The sequence below is a fragment of the Paraburkholderia sp. BR13444 genome (genome assembly GCF_040948755.1).
GTDB lineage: Bacteria > Pseudomonadota > Gammaproteobacteria > Burkholderiales > Burkholderiaceae > Paraburkholderia > Paraburkholderia youngii.
Window position 1 is genome coordinate 131,498 of sequence record NZ_JBFPKM010000001.1, and the last position, 18,539, is coordinate 150,036.

Annotated in this window: 9 protein-coding genes; 7 read left to right on the forward strand and 2 right to left on the reverse strand. The window is 66.6% G+C overall.

Going from position 1 to position 18,539, the window contains the following annotated elements; translation table 11 throughout:
- The first annotated feature begins 261 nt into the window (after positions 1–261).
- The 4 genes from uvrA to AB3X95_RS00635 all read left to right on the forward strand — a co-directional run bounded on the left by uvrA (position 262) and on the right by AB3X95_RS00635 (position 9,390).
- A complete protein-coding gene (gene uvrA, locus AB3X95_RS00620; protein ID WP_368620426.1) occupies positions 262–6,210 on the forward strand; it encodes an excinuclease ABC subunit UvrA in 5,949 nt (1,982 codons plus the stop codon).
- A 793-nt stretch (positions 6,211–7,003) separates the two neighbouring features.
- A complete protein-coding gene (locus AB3X95_RS00625) occupies positions 7,004–7,996 on the forward strand; it encodes a GlxA family transcriptional regulator (RefSeq protein ID WP_176123405.1) in 993 nt (330 codons plus the stop codon).
- Positions 7,997–8,112: 116 nt separating this feature from the next.
- Positions 8,113–8,664: a dTDP-4-dehydrorhamnose 3,5-epimerase gene (rfbC, locus tag AB3X95_RS00630; protein ID WP_176368793.1), complete on the forward strand. Its 552-nt coding sequence runs from the start codon at positions 8,113–8,115 to the stop codon at positions 8,662–8,664.
- Between the two features lie 99 nt (positions 8,665–8,763).
- Positions 8,764–9,390 (forward strand): GNAT family N-acetyltransferase, encoded by a 627-nt coding sequence (locus tag AB3X95_RS00635; RefSeq protein ID WP_368620427.1) that lies wholly within the window; start codon positions 8,764–8,766, stop codon positions 9,388–9,390.
- A 276-nt stretch (positions 9,391–9,666) separates the two neighbouring features.
- Here AB3X95_RS00635 and AB3X95_RS00640 read toward each other — a convergent pair whose 3' ends face one another.
- Together AB3X95_RS00640 and AB3X95_RS00645 are read right to left on the reverse strand one after the other, a co-directional pair.
- A complete protein-coding gene (locus tag AB3X95_RS00640; protein WP_013089029.1) occupies positions 9,667–9,828 on the reverse strand; it encodes a DUF1328 domain-containing protein in 162 nt (53 codons plus the stop codon).
- A 257-nt stretch (positions 9,829–10,085) separates the two neighbouring features.
- The gene (locus AB3X95_RS00645) at positions 10,086–10,511 is read right to left on the reverse strand and encodes a diacylglycerol kinase (protein ID WP_368620428.1); all 426 of its coding nucleotides are present in this window, start codon (positions 10,509–10,511) and stop codon (positions 10,086–10,088) included.
- Positions 10,512–10,906: 395 nt separating this feature from the next.
- Here AB3X95_RS00645 and bcsB point away from each other — a divergent pair, with 395 nt between their 5' ends.
- From bcsB to AB3X95_RS00660, 3 genes are read left to right on the forward strand one after another with little or no spacing between them, the layout of a single operon-like run.
- Entirely contained in the window at positions 10,907–13,297 is a 2,391-nt protein-coding gene (gene bcsB, locus AB3X95_RS00650) for a cellulose biosynthesis cyclic di-GMP-binding regulatory protein BcsB (RefSeq protein ID WP_368620429.1), read from the forward strand.
- Positions 13,298–13,300: 3 nt separating this feature from the next.
- Positions 13,301–14,596 carry a cellulose synthase complex periplasmic endoglucanase BcsZ gene (gene bcsZ / locus AB3X95_RS00655; RefSeq protein WP_368620430.1) on the forward strand — a complete coding sequence of 432 codons (1,296 nt, stop codon included), beginning with the start codon at positions 13,301–13,303 and terminating at the stop codon, positions 14,594–14,596.
- Positions 14,575–18,537: a cellulose synthase subunit BcsC-related outer membrane protein gene (locus tag AB3X95_RS00660; RefSeq protein ID WP_368620431.1), complete on the forward strand. Its 3,963-nt coding sequence runs from the start codon at positions 14,575–14,577 to the stop codon at positions 18,535–18,537. Before bcsZ ends, AB3X95_RS00660 begins: the two co-directional genes overlap by 22 nt.
- Positions 18,538–18,539: the final 2 nt, after the last annotated feature.

The window sequence follows — 18,539 nt, forward strand, 5'->3', positions numbered from 1 at the left end:
CCGGGACGCCAATCCCGGCAGTCTCCCTAATGCGGTTCGTCCAGCCTCAAAAATCCGCTCGCGTCCCACGAATTCCGTCCCCAGGCACCACGCGCGAAGCGCACCTTCACCTGTCATGGAAAACTGTATAAACATACAGTATAGTATCCCCCTACAGCCAGGCGTCCGGGCGCTCGTCGCGCCGTCCCGGCTGCACCGAACTTGCGCGGTCGCGAGAGCCGGCCGTGAGAGGTGAACCACTCCTTCAGACGGTCGGAAAAATTGTCCTCCAACGACGCAACCCCTGACACCCTCGCCGATACTCCCCAAGCCGGCAAGCCGAGCAGCAACAAGACCCAGGGCACGATCCGCATTCGCGGCGCCCGCCAGCACAACCTGAAAAACGTCGACCTCGACGTGCGCACCGGAGAAATGACGGTCGTCACGGGGCCGTCGGGCTCAGGCAAGTCGAGCCTCGTGTTCGACACGCTGTATGCGGAAGGCCAGCGCCGCTACGTCGAGACCTTCAGTGCGTACGCGCGCCAGTTCCTCGACCGGATGGATCGGCCGCAGGTCGACCGCGTCGACGGCGTACCGCCCGCCATCGCGATCGACCAGACCAATCCGGTGCGCAGCTCGCGCTCCACGGTCGGCACGATGACCGAGCTCAACGACCATCTGAAGCTGCTGTACGCGCGCGCGGCCGAGCTGTTCGACCGCCAGACTGCGCACCCGGTGCGGCACGACACGCCGGAGACGATCTACGCGGAACTGCTCGAGCGCACCGCGCAGGAGGAGCCGCGGCTCGTCGTCACGTTCCCGGTCGAGCTGCCGGAGTCGGCGTCCGCGCAGGAGGTCGAGCAGTGGCTGTCGGCGAGCGGCTATACGCGCGTGCAGGCGCAGCGCGAAGTCGATTCACCGACCGGCAAGCGCAAGCTGCTCGACGTCGTCGCCGACCGCTTCCGGCTGCGCTCGGTCGACAAAGCGCGTGCGATCGAGGCGATCGAGGCATCGCTGAAGCGCGGCGGCGGGCGCGTCAATATCTACGTGCTGCCGGCCACCTCGGACGAACCGCATGCCGAAGCCGCCGAGCCGCGCATCTGGCGTTTCTCCACCGGCCTGCACAGTCCCGAAAGCGATCTGCGCTATGCCGACCCGCAGCCCGCGCTGTTCTCGTTCAACTCGGCCTATGGCGCGTGCGATGCCTGCCGCGGCTTCGGCCGCGTGATCGGCGTCGACCTTGGTCTGGTGATTCCAGACGCGCGCAAGACGCTGCGCGAAGGCGCGGTCAAGCCGATGCAGACGCCCGCGTGGAAGGAGTGCCAGGACGATCTGATGCGCTACGCGGCGAAAGCCGACATCCGCCGCGACACGCCGTGGGGCGAGCTCAGCGAGCGCGAGCGCAACTGGGTCATCAACGGCTCGCCGGACTGGAACGGCAAGTGGCAGACGCATTGGTACGGCGTCAAACGCTTCTTCGATTATCTGGAATCGAAGGCGTACAAGATGCATATCCGCGTGCTGCTGTCGAAGTACCGCAGCTATACGCCATGCGAAACCTGCGGCGGCGCGCGTCTGAAAACCGAATCGCTGCTGTGGCGCCTCGGCAGCAAAGCGAACGCGAACGACGTGCTCGCGCCCGAGCACCGCTTCATGCCGCGCGGCGTGCAGTGGTCGCGCGCACAGCTCGAAGCGTTGCCGGGTTTGACCGTGCACGATCTGATGCTGATGCCGATCGAGCGCATCCGCCGCTTCTTCGACGACATCACGCTGCCGAGCGCATTGCTCGACGACGCGCTGAAGCTGCTGCTCGCCGAAGTGCGCACGCGCCTCAAGTATCTCTGCGACGTCGGCCTCGGCTATCTGACGCTCGATCGGCAAAGCCGCACGCTGTCGGGCGGCGAGGTGCAGCGTATCAACCTGACCACCGCGCTCGGCACGTCGCTGACCAAGACGCTGTTCGTGCTCGACGAACCGAGCATCGGCCTGCATCCGCGCGACCTGAACCGCATCGTCGAGGCAATGCACCGGCTGCGCGACGCGGGCAATACGCTGGTCGTGGTCGAGCACGATCCGTCGGTGATGCTCGCGGCGGACCGGCTCATCGACATGGGTCCGGGGCCTGGCGAGCGCGGCGGTTCGATCATTTTCGACGGCGCGCCCGACGCGATCCGCTCGACCGGCACGCTGACCGGTGAATACCTCGGCGGCCGGCGCCATGTCGCGGATGCCGCGCACTGGTCGCGTCGCAGGGTCGATTCAAGCACGCCGCGCATCGTGCTCGAAGGTGCGAGCGAGCACAATCTGCGTGACGTCACGGTCGAAATTCCATTGCAGCGGCTCGTCTGCGTGACCGGCGTGTCCGGTTCCGGCAAATCGACGCTGCTGCAGGACGTGCTGTATCCGGCGATGGCGCGCCACTTCGGCCTTGCCACCGAAGCGCCGGGCGCGTTCAAGTCGCTTGAGGGCGCCGACCAGGTCACCGACGTCGTGTTCGTCGATCAGTCGCCGATCGGCAAGACCGCGCGCTCGAATCCGGCCAGCTACGTCGGCGCGTTCGACGAAATCCGCAAGCTGTTCGCGAAGGCGCCGCTCGCGCAGCAGCGCGGCTACGGCCCCGGCATGTTCAGCTTCAACTCGGGCGACGGCCGCTGTCCGACCTGCGGCGGCTCGGGCTTCGAGCACATCGAAATGCAGTTCCTGTCCGACGTGTACCTGCGCTGCCCCGATTGCGACGGGCGTCGTTATCGCGCGGAAATCCTCGAGGTGAAGATCGAGCGAGGCGAGCCCGCGCGCTCGATGAGTATTGCGGACGTGCTCGAGCTGACCGTCAGCGAAGCTGCCGCGTACTTCGCAAAGGATGCCGAAGTATTGCGCGTGCTGCAGCCGATCGTCGACGTCGGGCTCGAATACGTGAAGCTCGGCCAGCCGGTGCCGACGCTGTCTGGCGGCGAGGCGCAGCGGCTCAAGCTCGCGGGCTTTCTCGCGGAATCGGCGCAGGCGCGCAGCACGCGTGGCGCGAAGCAGGCGGTCGCGAAGCGTCTGTTCATGTTCGACGAGCCGACCACGGGCCTGCATTTCGACGACATCGCGAAGCTGATGCAGGCGTTCGGCAAGCTGCTCGCGAGCGGTCATTCGCTGATCGTGATCGAGCATAACCTCGACGTGATCCGCGCGGCCGACTGGATCATCGACCTCGGTCCCGAAGGCGGCGACGGCGGCGGCCGCGTGTTGTGCGCGGGCACGCCGGACGAAGTGAAAGCGTGTGCCGAGTCGCATACCGGCGAGGCGTTGCTGCAATACGACCGCGCGATGGGCGTCGCAGCCGAAGCGCAGCCGCAAGGCATCCCGCTGCAGAAGGCACTGAGCGCGGCCCGTGCGCGTCGCGCGATCGAAGGCGAGGACGTGGTGCGCATCGTCAACGCGCGCGAGCACAACCTGAAGGCGCTCGACGTCGATATTCCGCACGGCAAGTTCAATGTGATTACCGGCGTGTCGGGCTCGGGCAAATCGACGCTCGCGTTCGACATCCTGTTCCACGAAGGTCAGCGGCGCTACCTCGAATCGCTGAATGCGTACGCGCGCTCGATCGTGCAGCCGGCCGGGCGCCCCGAAGTCGACGCGGTGTACGGCATTCCGCCGACCGTCGCGATCGAGCAGCGGCTGTCGCGCGGCGGCCGCAAGAGTACCGTCGCGACCACCTCGGAGGTGTGGCACTTCCTGCGTCTGTTGTACGTGAAGCTCGGCTTGCAGCACTGCATTCACGACGGCACGCCGGTCACGTCGCAAAGCGCCGAATCGATTGCCGCGCAGTTGCTGCGCGATCACAAGGGCCAGCATGTCGGCTTCCTCGCGCCGCTCGTCGTGAACCGCAAGGGCGTCTATACCGACCTCGCGAAATGGGCGAAAGCGCGCGGCAATACGCATCTGCGGGTGGACGGCGAGTTCGTGCCGGTCGATCCGTGGCCGAAGCTCGACCGGTTCCGTGAGCACACGATCGAGCTGCCGGTCGCTGATCTCGTCATCTCGGCCGATCATGAAGCCGAGCTGCGCGAAGCGCTCGATCAGACGCTCGAGATCGGCAAGGGCATCATGCATCTGCTCGCGCCGCTCGACGGCCTGCACGACGCGATCAACGGCGGCGAGTCCACCGCGAAGCTCGGCGACGTGAAGGTGTTATCGACGAAGCGCGCGTGTCCGGTGTGCGGCACGAGCTATCCCGAGCTCGACCCGCGCATGTTCTCGTACAACAGCAAGCATGGCTGGTGTACGAGCTGCGTCGGCACGGGGCTGTCGCTCACGCGCGAGCAGCGCGCCGCGTATGACGACACGATCGTCGTCGACGACAATCGCGGTCGTGAACAGAGCTTGCCGTCGGAGGAGCAGGAACCGGAAGGGCTCGTCGACGAGCCTTGTCCGGATTGCGCGGGCACCCGGCTGAATCCGGTCGCGCGCGCGGTCACGTTCGACTCGCAGGCGATCGTCGATGTCGCGCAATGGACCGTGTCCGACACGCGCGCGTGGATCGATACGCTGCAGATGACGGGCCGCGATGCCGAAATCGCGCGCGACGTGGTCAGCGAAATCGGCAGCCGGTTGCAGTTCCTCGAAGAGGTCGGGCTCGGCTATCTGAGCCTCGATCGCGCGGCGCCGAGTTTGTCGGGCGGCGAAGCGCAGCGCATCCGGCTCGCCGCGCAGCTCGGCAGCAACCTGCAAGGCGTGTGCTACGTGCTCGACGAGCCGACCATCGGCTTGCATCCGCGCGACAACCAGATCCTGCTGAACGCGCTGCGCAAGCTCGGTGACAAGGGCAATACGCTCGTCGTCGTCGAGCATGATGAGGACACGATCCGGCGCGCCGATCACATCATCGATATCGGGCCGGGCGCGGGCAAACGCGGCGGCACGCTGATCGCGCAGGGCAGCGTCGCGGACCTGTCCGCGCAGGCCGATTCGCTGACCGGCCGCTTTCTCGCGCAGCCAATCGTGCATCCGCTGCAGCCGCGTCGCGAGGTCGTCGCGCCGGGCAAGCGCGCGGCCGCGGTGCCGGAGAACTGGCTGAACGTGCATGGCGGCAAGTTGCACAACCTGCGTGACGTGACGGTCGGCATTCCGCTCGCGCGGCTCGTCGCGGTGACGGGCGTCAGCGGCTCGGGCAAATCGACGCTCGCGCGCGACGTGCTGATGACCAATCTGCTCGATGCGGTCGGGCGCTCGGTGCTGTCGTCGCCGGCCACCCGCCGCGCGCGTGCGGCGGCCGAGCAGAAACCGGCCGCGAACCGGCGTTCGAGCGTGCTCGCGCGCTCGGCGCCGCGCGCGCCGCTGAACGTCACGCACACGTGGCAGGGCTGCGATTCGGTCACCGGCTGGGAGAGCATCGACCGCGTGCTCGAAGTCGATCAGACGCCGATCGGCAAGACCCCGCGTTCGTGTCCCGCCACCTACATCGGCGTGTGGGATGCGATTCGCAAGCTGTTCGCTGGCACGCTGGAGGCGCGCGCGCGCGGCTATACCGCGTCGCGTTTCTCGTTCAATACCGGTGAGGGCCGCTGCCCCGCGTGCGAGGGCCAAGGCGTGCGCACGATCGGCATGAGCTTCCTGCCCGACGTGAAAGTGCCGTGCGATGTCTGTCACGGTCAGCGCTTCAATCCGGAGACGCTCGCGGTCACGTGGCGCGGCAAGAACATTGGCGACGTGTTGACGATGGAAATCGACGAAGCGGTCGAGTTCTTCGCGTCGATCACGAACATCGGGCATCCGCTGCAACTGATGAAGGACGTCGGGCTCGGCTATCTGACGCTCGGCCAGCCATCGCCTACGTTGTCGGGCGGCGAGGCGCAGCGCATCAAGCTCGTCACCGAGCTGAGCAAGGTGCGCGACGACCTCACCCGGCGCGGCCAGAAGCCGCCGCACACGCTATACGTGCTCGACGAGCCGACGGTCGGCCTGCATATGGCGGACGTCGCGAAGCTGATTCGCGTGCTGCATCGGCTCGTGGATGGCGGGCATAGCGTCGTCGTCATCGAGCACGATCTCGACGTGATCGCCGAGGCGGACTGGATCATCGACCTCGGTCCGGAGGGCGGCGTGGGCGGCGGTACGATCGTCGCGGCAACCGATCCGGAAAGCCTGTCGCGTGTGGCCGCGAGTCACACCGGCGCGGCTTTGCGGCCGGTGCTCGCGCGCACGGCCGCTACGGCGGCGCTGGCCGGCGAAGGGACGAATGGCTGAGGCAACCTGACGAGCAGCGGCGCGGCCGTTGCGGGCCGCGATTTGCGGTCCCCAACCCACTGTTTGCTCGCATTCCACGCGCTTGTCAGATGTGCCCGTTGCAACTTCGCAAGGTGCAACGGCCGGCGCTTCGTCGCGTCTGCGCCACACCTGATTGCTGCGCTGCATCCAATCATCAGAGATTCGCCAGACGCGATGCATCCGCGTGATTAATTCATACGAAAGCGACCGACGATGTTTCAAAATAGAAACGTTTTTAGAGCCCCCGATAAATCAGCATTTGGATATTAATTTTCGTCCCAGGACGAATGCCGCCGATATGCCTAATGGCGCGGGAATAACTTTACGATTTGCGAATAAACTACCGAATTGCGCGGACATAATCGGGACGATAAGCGGTTCACAATTGAAACATTTTTGATCGGGCAAGAAACGTACTCGGTAAGGAGGGCCCACTACGCTTCGCATTATCGGCAACTTTGCCCGAACGGGCGAGAGTGCCGTCCACCAAGGCTTTGCGGTAAGATATCCTCAACCTCTGCGCCGAACCTTGCATAGTTGCCGGCCCTGCCGGGCGCTCATATCAATCGCTCAATAACCACTTTTCCTCAGACATGGATAGTCGTGATGAAATATTCTTTTCAAATTTACTATAGCGATCCATTCCGCTAACATCACGCTTAATCCTTTATGCGGCGTTAGTCCGTTTTCCCGCCGTAATAACGCATTCTCTCGTTCCGTCTGCTGACGGGGCAAATCGGGGTCCACAACGTATGCCCGTTTGGGGAAGATCATGCCGCACATGCACCTTGATACAACGAGAATTACGTGGCTTCACACGCCTGCATTGAACGTCCGTACTGCAGCGCGGCGAATCGGCATTCTGCTGTTCGACGGCTTCTGGCTGCTCGGCCCCGGTACCGTCGTCGAAATGTTCCAGACCGCCAATGAGTTCGCGGGCACGCGCGCGGGCGAAGATCCGCCCTACGAAGTGCAGTTCCTGTCGATGGAAGGCGGCAATGTTGCCAGCTCGTCGTCGGCGCGCATCTGGACTGATCGCATCGACACGCGCTTTGGCGGCGGTTTCGACGTGCTGTTCATCGCGGGTGGCTACGGCGCCCACGTGGCCGCACGCGACGAACGCCTGCTGAACTGGCTGCGCGCCGTGCAATCGCGCACCCGCGCGATCGAAACGATCGGCGAGGGACGCCTCGTGCTCGAAGCGGCCGGCCCGACCGAGCATGATGGCCTGATGAGCCGCTATCCGGGCGCGAGCGCGAGCGAAGGCGCGTTCAGCGCGGCCAACGACCGTCACGACTGCGCGCGCAGCGCGCTGATGTTCATCAAGCGCGACCTGGGCGCGGAGCTCGCACGCAGCGTCGCCGATCGCGTGATGCCCGGCATGGCCTCCACGTGGGTGCCGCTGCCGGCCGAGGGCGGCACGCTGAGCGTCGCCGAAAAGATTCGCGCGGCCGCGCGCTGGATGGAGGCGAACTGCGACCGTCCGGTCTCGGTCGCCGATGCCGCGCAGGTCGCCGCAATGAGCGAGCGCAATTTCCTGCGCCGTTTCAAGCACGAGATGCAGGTCACGCCGTCGGACTACCTGCTGCAGGTGCGGCTGCGCATCGCGTGCAACTTCCTGACCGAGACTGAATTGCCGGTCGACAAGATCGCGCGTCGCAGCGGCACCGGCAACGGGGACCGTCTCGCGAAAATCTTCCGCAAGCGCATGGCTTTGTCGCCAACCGAGTATCGCGCCCGAAGCCGGGCGGCCACTGAGGCGTAGCATGTAGCAATAGCATGCGATAGCGCGCCCGCGCCGCGGGCGCGCCTCGTCTGTTGGACGCGGTCGCGAGAGCGGCCGTAGGTTCGCTGGCCAGCCTTTTTACGAGCACAGTGGCGATGGGCAACAGGGTCATGGCGACGGCATTGCCGGAGGTGAAACTCATCGAGCCGGAAGTGTTCATCGACGAATTCGGCTTTTGCTTCGAGAGTTTCAGCGCGGACGAGTTTTCGGACGACGTCGCGCAAGGTTTCAACTTCGTGCAGGACCGCCATCTGCGCGCCGTGCATGGCGTGCTGCGCGGCTTGCACTACCAGGTGCAGCGTCCGCAGGGACGGCTGCTGCGCGTCGTGCGCGGCGAAATCTTCGACGTTGCGGTCGACGTACGCCTGAACTCACCGAACTTCGGCAAATGGAGCGGCGAGTATCTGAGCGAAGGGAACCAGCGGCAAATGTGGGTGCCGCCCGGTTTCGCGCACGGCTTCGTCGTGCTGTCCGATGTTGCCGAGTGCGTATGGAAGACCACCGAGTACTGGTTTCCCGAACTCGAACGCTGCCTGCTGTGGTCCGATCCCGACATCGGCATCGAGTGGCCGATCGACTTTCAACCCATTCTCGGCAGCAAGGATGCGGCGGGTCGTCGTCTGTACGAAGCCGAAAACATGTCGTGAACGACAGGTGATCGGCCAGAGCTTTTACGACATTTTTTCTTGAGACGCTCACCGGCCGACCCTACACTTCGGGCATCCAGTCAGTACGAGGTGCTCAACGTGAAGCGTCGCGCAAGCCGTCCGCAATCCGTTCCGGTCCACTATGCATGTCGTGCCGGCCACGTCGAACTCAGGCGCTTCGACGCGTCGCGCGATTCGTTCGTTGCGTTGACGGCGCTGCTGCATCGCGCGTTCGCGCCGCTCGGCGCGCAGGGGCTCAATTGCACGTGCGTGGATCAGACTATCGAAGCGACTCGCGAGCGCGTGCTGCGCGGCGATTGCCATGTCGCGGTGTGCGACGGACAGATCGTCGGCACGATGACGCTTTATGCTTCGGATGGCGAAGCATCATGCGAGCTATACAGGCACGACGATGTTGCGAGCTTGCGCCAGTTCGCAGTCGATCCCGCGTGGCAGGGGCGAGGCATCGGCACGTTGCTGATCGCGTTCGCCGAACACTGGGCCGCAACACGCGGCTATGCGCCACTCGCACTCGATACCCAGCAACCGGCCACGCAGCAGATCGCGTTCTATCGCGGGCAGGGGTTTCGCATCGTCGACTTCATGCGCTTCGCGCACAGGTGCTACGACAGCGCGATTCTGAGCAAGCCGCCGGTAGCGATGCGCACGCTCGCGAACTGGTCGCGGCGTCTGCATGCGACGCCGCAGATCGCGCATGCGGCCTGAAGCAATGCCGCATACGTCCCAGGCATGCGGAGAAAAGCAGTGGAACAGCAGCGCAAGAGAAGCGGAAGAAAAGCGGAGTTGAAGCGCCCGATGCTTCGGCAACTATTGCAATATGCTGCGGCAAGTATTGCAACGGCGACAACGGCGACAACGGCGGCAACGGCGGCAACGGCGGCAACGGCGACCGCAGCGGTGCAATCCTGAACGCGGCACGAACGCAGCGTCGCCGGTTCGCATCGGGCGAGGGGTGAATTCACCGAACGCTGTGTGCAGCCGTCAGCGTCGGATCACGCCCATCAGCAGGGTGACGAGGAAGATCACCAGGAAGATGAAGAACAATACCTTGGCGATTTCGGTTGCGCCCGCGGCAATGCCTCCAAAGCCGAACACTGCGGCGATGATGGCGATGATGAAGAAAATCACAGCGTATCGAAGCATGGTGCCTCCACCGGTGGATTGTTGAAATGACGTTTGAACGGCGCCCCGTTGCGTGCGTCACGCGGCTTCACGGGTGAGATGCCGGCGAGCGGAATTCAGCAATACATGTGCCATCGTTTCATTGACGCCAACGTTTGCGTGACGAATATTTCGCGGCACGCGAAATTGCCGTCGAGCCGACGCTAACGTTTGCATTCCCTCTCGCCAGGCGCGCAACGTGCCAACCATGCTGCGGACTACGTAGAACCCGTCACGCGTCATCCACGCAGCCAGTGATACGCCAGCGGCCCGCACAACACGCTCCACGTCAGCACACACATCAGCAGCGCGATGGTCACGGCCGCGCTGCCGCAGTCCTTCGCGCGCTTCGAAAGTTCATGCCGCTCGAACGAAATCCGGTCGATGGCGGCCTCGATCGCCGAATTCAATAACTCCACCAGCAGCACGAGCAGCACCGATCCGATCAGCAGCACGCGCGCGATGGCGTCGACTGGCATCAGGAGCGCGGCTGGCACCAGGATCGCCGCGAGCGCGGCTTCCTGACGGAACGCGCTTTCCGCGCGCAATGTCGCGACGATGCCGGCGTACGAATGCCGCAACGCGAACAACCCGCGCAGCGGACCGCTGCGCTTCGCGGGCGGCGCTATGGTCGAGTGAGCGGAGGAGTCGGCCGGATCAGGCATGTTTCGGGATGACGTTTGATGTGCAACAAATGACCGTCGATGTTACAAGATATCAATGAGGTTGCAAATTGTGATATCTTTGCGCCGCCCAACAGCGGCAGGCACGTGGCACCTTCTCGCCTGACCGACCGGCTTCGGAAAAATGAAAGGAACGCATAACCGGTTAGGCCTGCTGCCGATTGCGTTCAAATCTCAGATGTTGGTCATCCCCGTTGCTCGTTCCGCTCAAGGTTTCGCTGGATTTTCCGTATACGAGGAATGGTGCGCCGCGTGTTTCTCCTGTGCGTGCCGGCAGTCCGTTTTCCCACTTCGCGCGTTCGCGCGGCAGACCGGATTCGCACCGTAAGTGGCGCACTCGCGCGCGCACGGTCCAGGTCCAACAAGCTGAGCTGTTCATGAAACCAGTTGTGTCGTTGTGCGTTTCGCTGAGCGCCGTTGTCGGCGCGTTGTATGCCGTCGGGTCGGGCGCCGCGCCATCGGTGCCTGTCGTCGCCGCCTCGGCGATTGCGCCGGCCGCCTCCACTGTCGCGAGCGCGAGTGCCGCCAAGACCAATCCCAGCGCCAACTACCTCGACAACGATGCGAGCGTCCCGACGCCCGCATCCGGCTCCAGCACATCGCGCGTTTCATTCGCGACGCTGGGCGCGTATCAGCCGCTGACGCTGCGCGGCGTCGAAGACGCGCGCACCGTCAATCTCGGCGTGCGGCTCGATCGCGTGGTCACGGCCGCGCGACTGCGCTTGCGCTACACGTATTCGCCATCGCTGGTGTTCGCGATGTCGCATCTGAAGGTGTCGGTCAACAACGAAGTGATCGCGACCGTGCCGTTCGATCGCGAGCACGCCGGCAAGCTCGTCACCCAGGACATCCCGCTCGATCCGCGTTTTCTGACCGACTACAACCAGATCGGTCTGCGCCTGATCGCGCATTACACGCTTGAGCATTGCGAAGACCCCGAGAACTCGGCGCTGTGGGCCGACGTGAGTCCGTCGAGCGAGTTCATCGTCGATACTGCGCCGATCCGTTTGCCCGACGATCTCGCGCTGCTGCCCGCGCCGTTCTTCGATCACCGCGACGCGAACCGGCTGCGTCTGCCGTTCGTGCTGCCGGCCGCCGCCGACAACGCGACGCTGCACAGCGCGGGCGTACTCGCTTCGTGGTTCGGTGCGCAGGCCGATTATCGGCAGGCGCGCTTTCCGGCGCTGTCGACGTTGCCTACCGACTCCCACGCGGTCGTCGTCGCGCGCAGCGAGCAGTTGCCCGCCGGCCTCACGCTGCCGCCGATCAACGGTCCGATGCTGATCGTCGCCGACAATCCCGTCGCGCCCAACCGCAAGCTGCTGATCGTCACCGGCCGCAGCGCCGCCGAAGTCGATGAAGCGAGCACCGCGCTAGTGCTCGGCACGACCGCGCTCGCGGGTCCCGCGGTGCGCATCACGCAGCTCGCCGCCGGCGCGCCGAGGAAGCCCTACGACGCGCCGCGCTGGCTGCCGGTCGACCGGCCGGTCTCGTTCAAGGAACTGATCGACGATCCGTCGCAACTGCAGGTGCGCGGCAGCACGCCCGACGCGATCCGTCTGAACCTGCGCGTGCCCGCCGATTTGTACTCGTGGAACGGCGCGGGCGTGCCGCTGAATCTGAAGTACCGCTACACGGCGCCGACCGTGCAGAACAACTCGGCGCTCGCGGTGCAGATCAACGATCAGCTGGTCAAGTCGTACCGGCTCGCGCTCGCGAGCGCCGACGACGCGCAAGGCCGCCTGCAATTGCCGGTGCTGTCGAACAACGCCAATCGTGCGACGAGCGCGCTCGATATTCCGGCATTCCGGGTCGGCAGCTCGAACCAGTTGCAGCTGCGCTTCAATCTCGATTCGCAGAAGACCGGGCTCTGTCAGGGCGTCGCGACGAACCCGGTGCAGGCCGCGGTCGATCCCGACTCGACGATCGACTTCTCGGATTTCGTTCACTACGCACGGATGCCGAACCTCGCGTTCTTCGCGAACAGCGGCTTTCCGTTCACGCGCTACGCGGACCTGTCGCAAACGGCCGTCGTGATTCCCGAGCATCCCGCGCCGCAGGAGCTCGAAAGCCTGCTGACGATGCTCGGCCACATGGGGCAATGGACCGGCTATCCGGCGCTGCGCGTGCAGGTCGCGCGGCCGCGCGAGCTCGCGCAGCAGAGCGGCAAGGATCTGCTCGTGATCGGCGGCAACGGCTCTGCGCCGTGGCTCGCGCGCTGGCCGCATGCGTTGCCGCTGACGATCGGCGCCCAGGCGGGCGACGCCGCCGCGTCGGGCGCCGCTGCGTCGAGCCCGCTCGCGCGCGCCTCGTTCGCGGTCGACGAGCAGTGGCACAGCGCCGCCCGGCGCGACGGCGCCCCGCACAGCGACGCGCGTCGGCCGGACGGCGGCGCGCGGATCGAACGCGACGGACCGCTGGCCGCGCTGATGGGCTTCGAATTGCCGGACAGCCACGGACGCAGCGTCGTCGCGCTGAGCGCCACCGATCAGCAGCAGTTGTCGCAACTGCTCGACATGCTCGAAAAGCCGGACCGCGTCGCGCAATTGCAGGGCGACGTCGCTTTGCTGCGCGATGGCAAGGTGGACAGCATGCGCGTCGGCGACACCTATCTGGTCGGCTATGTGCCCTGGTATGCGCGGCTGTGGAGCAAAGCGATCCAGCATCCGGTGCTGCTCGGCGTGCTCGGCGCGCTCGCCGGCTTGCTGCTCGCGATCGGCGCGTTCACCGCGTTGCAGGAACTGGCCGCGCGGCGCCGGGGAGTGTGATCGATGAGTCAGTCGAAGGGCGGGGCGCTGTGGCGGGCAGTGCGCGACGGGGTGGGCGTTGAAAGTGGCGCAGACCTGCACGCGAGGTTCGCGAGCAGGCTCGTGCGAACAACGGCGAGCGTTTCAGCAACGGTGCTGACCACGATGCTGACGCTCGCGAGCAGCCACAACGCGTTCGCCACGCAAGCGCCGCTGCCGAGCCACGCCGACATCAGCGCATGCACCGCAGCGCCCTGGCCGCGCTGGCAGCAATTCAAGCGCGACTTCCTTTCCGCCGATGGCCGCGTGATCGACGTCGGTTCGTCCGACGAGCGCACGGTGTCGGAGGGCCAATCGTACGCACTGTTTTTTGCGCTGGTCGCGAACGACCGCGCGGCCTTCGACACGATCCTGCGCTGGACCGAGCAGCATCTCGCGCAAGGCGATCTGACCGCGCGTCTGCCAGCATGGCTGTGGGGCCGCTCGTCCGACGGCAACTGGGCCGTGCTCGACGCGAATGCATCGTCGGATGCGGACCTGTGGATCGCCTATGCGCTGCTCGAAGCGGGCGACGCTTGGCGCGAGCGCAGCTACACGGCGCGCGGCGCGGTGCTCGCCCGCCGTGTGCTCGACGAGGAAACGGCCAACGCGCCGGGGCTCGGCTTGACCTTGCTGCCGGGCCCGGTCGGCTTTCATCCGGACCCGGACGTGTGGCGCGTCAATCCGAGCTACATGCCGCCGCAGCTGCTGCGCGGCCTCGCCACGCGGCTGCCCGACGATCCGCGCTGGCCGCGTTTGCTCGCGAGCACGAGCCGCATCCTGGTCGATACCGCGCCGCATGGCTTCTCGCCGGATTGGGCTTTGTACCGCGCGAACCGCGGCTTCGCACCCGACGCCGAGACCCACGCCGAGAGCGCCTATAACGCGATTCGCGTGTACCTGTGGACCGGCATGCTCGACCGGCGCGATCCGCTCGCGCCGACGCTGCTCGCGCGCTTCGCGCCGTTCGCGAACTTCATCGCCGCGCACGGCGCGCCGCCCGAGAAAGTCGACGCGAGCGATGGCCGTGCCGGCATCAACATGGGCAACGCCGGTTTTTCGGCGGCGGCCGTGCCGTTTCTCGATGCGCGCGGCCAGCGCGCGCTCGCCGATGCGCAGATCGCACGCGTCGCCGCGCTCGATAGCGAGACGGCCGCCGGTTACTACACGAGCGTGCTGAGCCTGTTCGCGCTCGGCTGGCGCGAAGGCCGCTATCGTTTCGCCGCCGACGGCACCCTCGATCCGCACTGGAGCACGTCGTGCCGCGCCGCGCCGCAGTGACGCGCGTGGCGCGCTTCGGCGGGTTCGCGTGCGCATGCGCCGCGGCGATCACGGGTCACGCGTACGGCAACACCGGGCAAGCCGAAGCGATGCGCACGACTGCCGCGCGCACGGCTGCCATCGGTACGCTGGCGGCACCCGCTGCTCAGCCGACCATAGCGCCGCCGCAAAATCCCGCCGCGCAACGCCTGCTCGCGACCGCGCGCATGTGGTCGACCAAACATCGCGACGACCTTGCGTTGCAGGCGATCGACAAGGCGCTGCTAGCCGCGCCGGGCGATCCGGTGTTGCTTGCCGAGCAGGTGCGCATCGAATTGCGTCTCGGGAAAGCGCAAGCCGCGCAGGCGACGCTCGCACGCTTGCGCGCCAAAGCGCCAGACAGCGCGCCGATCCAACAGCTCGACGACGAATTCCGCGCCGCCACCAACAGCCGCGAGGAATTCGCGACCGTGCGTCTGCTCGCGCGTAGCGGCCAGTCCGCCGAAGCGGCGCGTCGCTTGCAACTGCTGTTTCCGCACGGCGCGCCGTCGGGCTCGCTCGGCGCCGAGTACTACCAGATTCTCGCGGGTACGCCCGAGGGCCGCGAGCAGGCGCTGGTCGCACTGCATCGGCGGATCGCCGCCGATCCGTCCGACGTCGATGCCGCGCTGGTGCTCGCGAATCTGCTGAACGCGCGCGGCGATACGCGCGCGGAAGCCAACCGCATCGCGTGGAATCTGGCGACGCGGCCCGACTCCGATCGCACGGCCTCGCTCGACACGTGGCGTCACGTGCTCCAATCGGCAGGCGTGGACCTCGCGTATCTGCCGGCGTTGCGCGCGTACCTGCAACTCGTGCCGGACGACACCGAATTCCGCGAGCGTGTCGCGACGCTCGAAGCGCGCCTCGACGCGCAACGGCAACTCGAACACAACCCTGACTACATCGCCCAGCAGCGCGGTCTGCGGGCGCTCGAGCGCAACGATGTCGCGGCCGCCGAGCCGCTGCTCGCGCGCGCCGCGAGCGCGCGTCCCGACGATGCCGACGCAGTCGGCGGTCTCGGCATCGCGCGCATGCGCGCCGGGCGGCACGACGAAGCGCGCACGCTGTTTCTGCGGGCGGCCGCGCTCGCGCCCGACAATCGCTCGAAATGGCAAAGCCTCGCGCGCACCGCGCAATTCTGGGGCACGCTCGCGCAAGGCCGCGCGGCTGCCGCGGCGGGCCACGCGCAGGAGGCGGAGCGGGCGGCACGCGCGGCGCTCGCGATGGAGCCGGACAACGCGGACGCGAAGCTGATGCTCGCCGACGCGCTGCTCGCGCAGCACGACTGGAGCGCGGCCGAGCCGCTCTTGCGCGACATGCTGAGCGGGCATGCGCCGAGCGTGGCAGCGCTGCGCAGCACCCAGACGCTGTTCGAAAACACCGGCCGCGCGGCGCAGGTCGAGCCGTTGATCGACGCGTTGCAAAGCCGCTTCACCGCCGCCGACGATCGTCAGAGCCTCGCTCGTCTGCGTGCCGATCTGCTTGCCAAACAGGCGGACCAGTTGCTCGCCGACGGCGAGCGCGGTCCCGCCGCGCAACGCTATGAAGCCGCCTTGCGCAGCGAGCCCGACGCAGCGTGGACGCGTTTCGCGCTCGCGCGTCTGTACCGCGATCTCGGCCTGCCGCAACTCGGCCGCAACGTGATGGACGAGGCGCTCGCGCTCGCGCCATCGGCCGAGATGCGCTATGCGAGCGCGCTTTACCGCAATTCGCTCGATGACCTGAGCGGCGCGCAAGCGGCGCTCGCGCTGATCCCGGAGCAGGAGCGCACCGAGGGTATGCGGGCGCTCGATCGCAATCTGCAAACGCAACGAAAGCTTGCCGACGCGCGCGCCGCATTCGCCCGCGACGATCGCGCGAGCGCGCTCCGCCTGCTCGACGACGCACGCGCTTTGGCCGGCGACGATCCGAATCTGCTCGCGTCGGTCGGCGCGCAGTGGATCGACGCGGGCGACGCCGCACGCGGCCTCGCGTTGCTGCGCGACTGGATCGACGCGCATCCGGGCGAGGCCGACGCGGACGTGCGGCTGCGTTACGGCGATCTGCTCGGCGGCGCGCGACGCGACGCGGAGCTGTCCGCATGGCTTCAGCAGTTGCGTGACGATCCGCGGCTGAAGCTGGACGCTGCGCAACACGCGCGCCTCGAGGATCAGGCGCTGCGGGCGGCCTTACGGCAAACCGACGAAGCGATCGATCATGGGGATTACGAAGCGGCCGGGCAGCGACTCGCGGCGGTGAGCGCCGCCGGTCGGCGCGACAAACGCTACATGCTCGAACTCGCCGATCTGCAGCGCGTGCAGGGCCACTACGCGGCCGCGCGGGCGACCTTGGCGCCACTGCTCGCCGCACAGCCCAACGATGCGGAAGCGCAGCTCGCGCTGGCCCGCGTGCTGGAGCAGAGCGGCCAGCGCGGCGCCGCGCTGCGCGTCGTGCACGAGGTGCTCGACGGCGCCGCGCCCGACGACGTCGACACCCGGCTCTCGGCCGCGCGCCGGCTCGCCGCGTTGAACCAAGCGCGCGACGCTCAGCAGATCACGACGGCACTGCGCGCCGCGTATCCGACGCGGCCGGACGTGACGGTGCAAAGCGGCCGCATCGCCGAAGACCTCGGACAGTACGAGGATGCCGCTTCGCTGTACCGTTTGTCGCTCGCGCAGGAGCGCTCGGCGGGCGTGCGCGCGGGACCCGATGGCACGCCCGCGCAAGCCGCGCTCGACGATCTCGAACAGCGCCGCAATCCGTCGATCGAGACCGGCTGGCTGCCCGCATATAAGTCCGGCGACGCGGGCATCTCGCAGGTGCGCGCGTGGCAGGTGCCGGTGTACGTGCAGATCCCGTATCGCTATGACGGCCATTTCTTCGCGCACATCGATACCGTGCATCTCGACGCGGGCACGCTGGATGTCAGCGACGCCAACGCGTTCACGCGCGATACCTTCGGCAGCTTCGGCGCGGCCGACAAGCTCGGCACGTCGCTCGGCCTGTCGCCGCAGCAACTCGCCACGCTGGCCGCGGGCTTGCCGTATCTGCATCAGTCGGCCACCGGGGTCGCGCTCGGCGCGGGCTACACGTCCGACGCATGGCGCTTCGACTTCGGCACGACGCCGCTCGGATTCCCCGTGTCTTACCTCGTCGGCGGTGTGCGCTACCGCTTCGACGCGGGACCGGCGAGCTTTTCGGTCAGCGGCTCGCGCCGTCCGGAAACCGGAAGCCAGCTGTCGTATGCCGGCATGCACGATCCGGTGACCGGCACCGTGTGGGGCGGCGTGCGCCGCGATGGCATCGACCTGCATTCGTCGATCGATATCGGCGCGACGAGCCTGTTCGCCGATCTCGGCGCGGGTGAGCTGACCGGGCGCAACGTCGCGAGCAATCAGGAATTCACGCTGCGCACCGGCTTCACGATGCCGGTCTACCGGCGCGCGAATTCACTGGTGAGCACCGGCCTCGTCGGCAACGCATGGCACTACACGAACAACCTGCGCTTCTATTCGTTCGGGCAGGGCGGCTACTACAGTCCGCAGCGCTATCTGTCGCTCGGCGTGCCGCTCGAATGGCTGGGGCGGCATGGCGCGCTGAAGTGGGATCTGAGCGCGACCGTCGGCGTGTCGAATTCGTACGAGCGGGATTCGCCGTACTACCCGAACGGTCTGCCCGCCGGTCTCGGCGCGGCGCCGGGGCTCGACAGTCTCGTCAATGCGGGCAGCTCGACACGGGGCGTCGCGTTTTCGTATGGGCTCGCGGGCGTCGTCGAGTATCGCGCCGATCCGCATCTGGTGTTGGGCGCGCAGTTGAGCATCGATCGCTCGCACGACTACGCACCGAGCGCCGCGCTCGTCTATCTGCGCTACACGTTCGATGCGCGCACGCAGGACAACCGTCTGTCGCCGCAGCCGGTACGGCTTTATTCGAGCTATTGAAC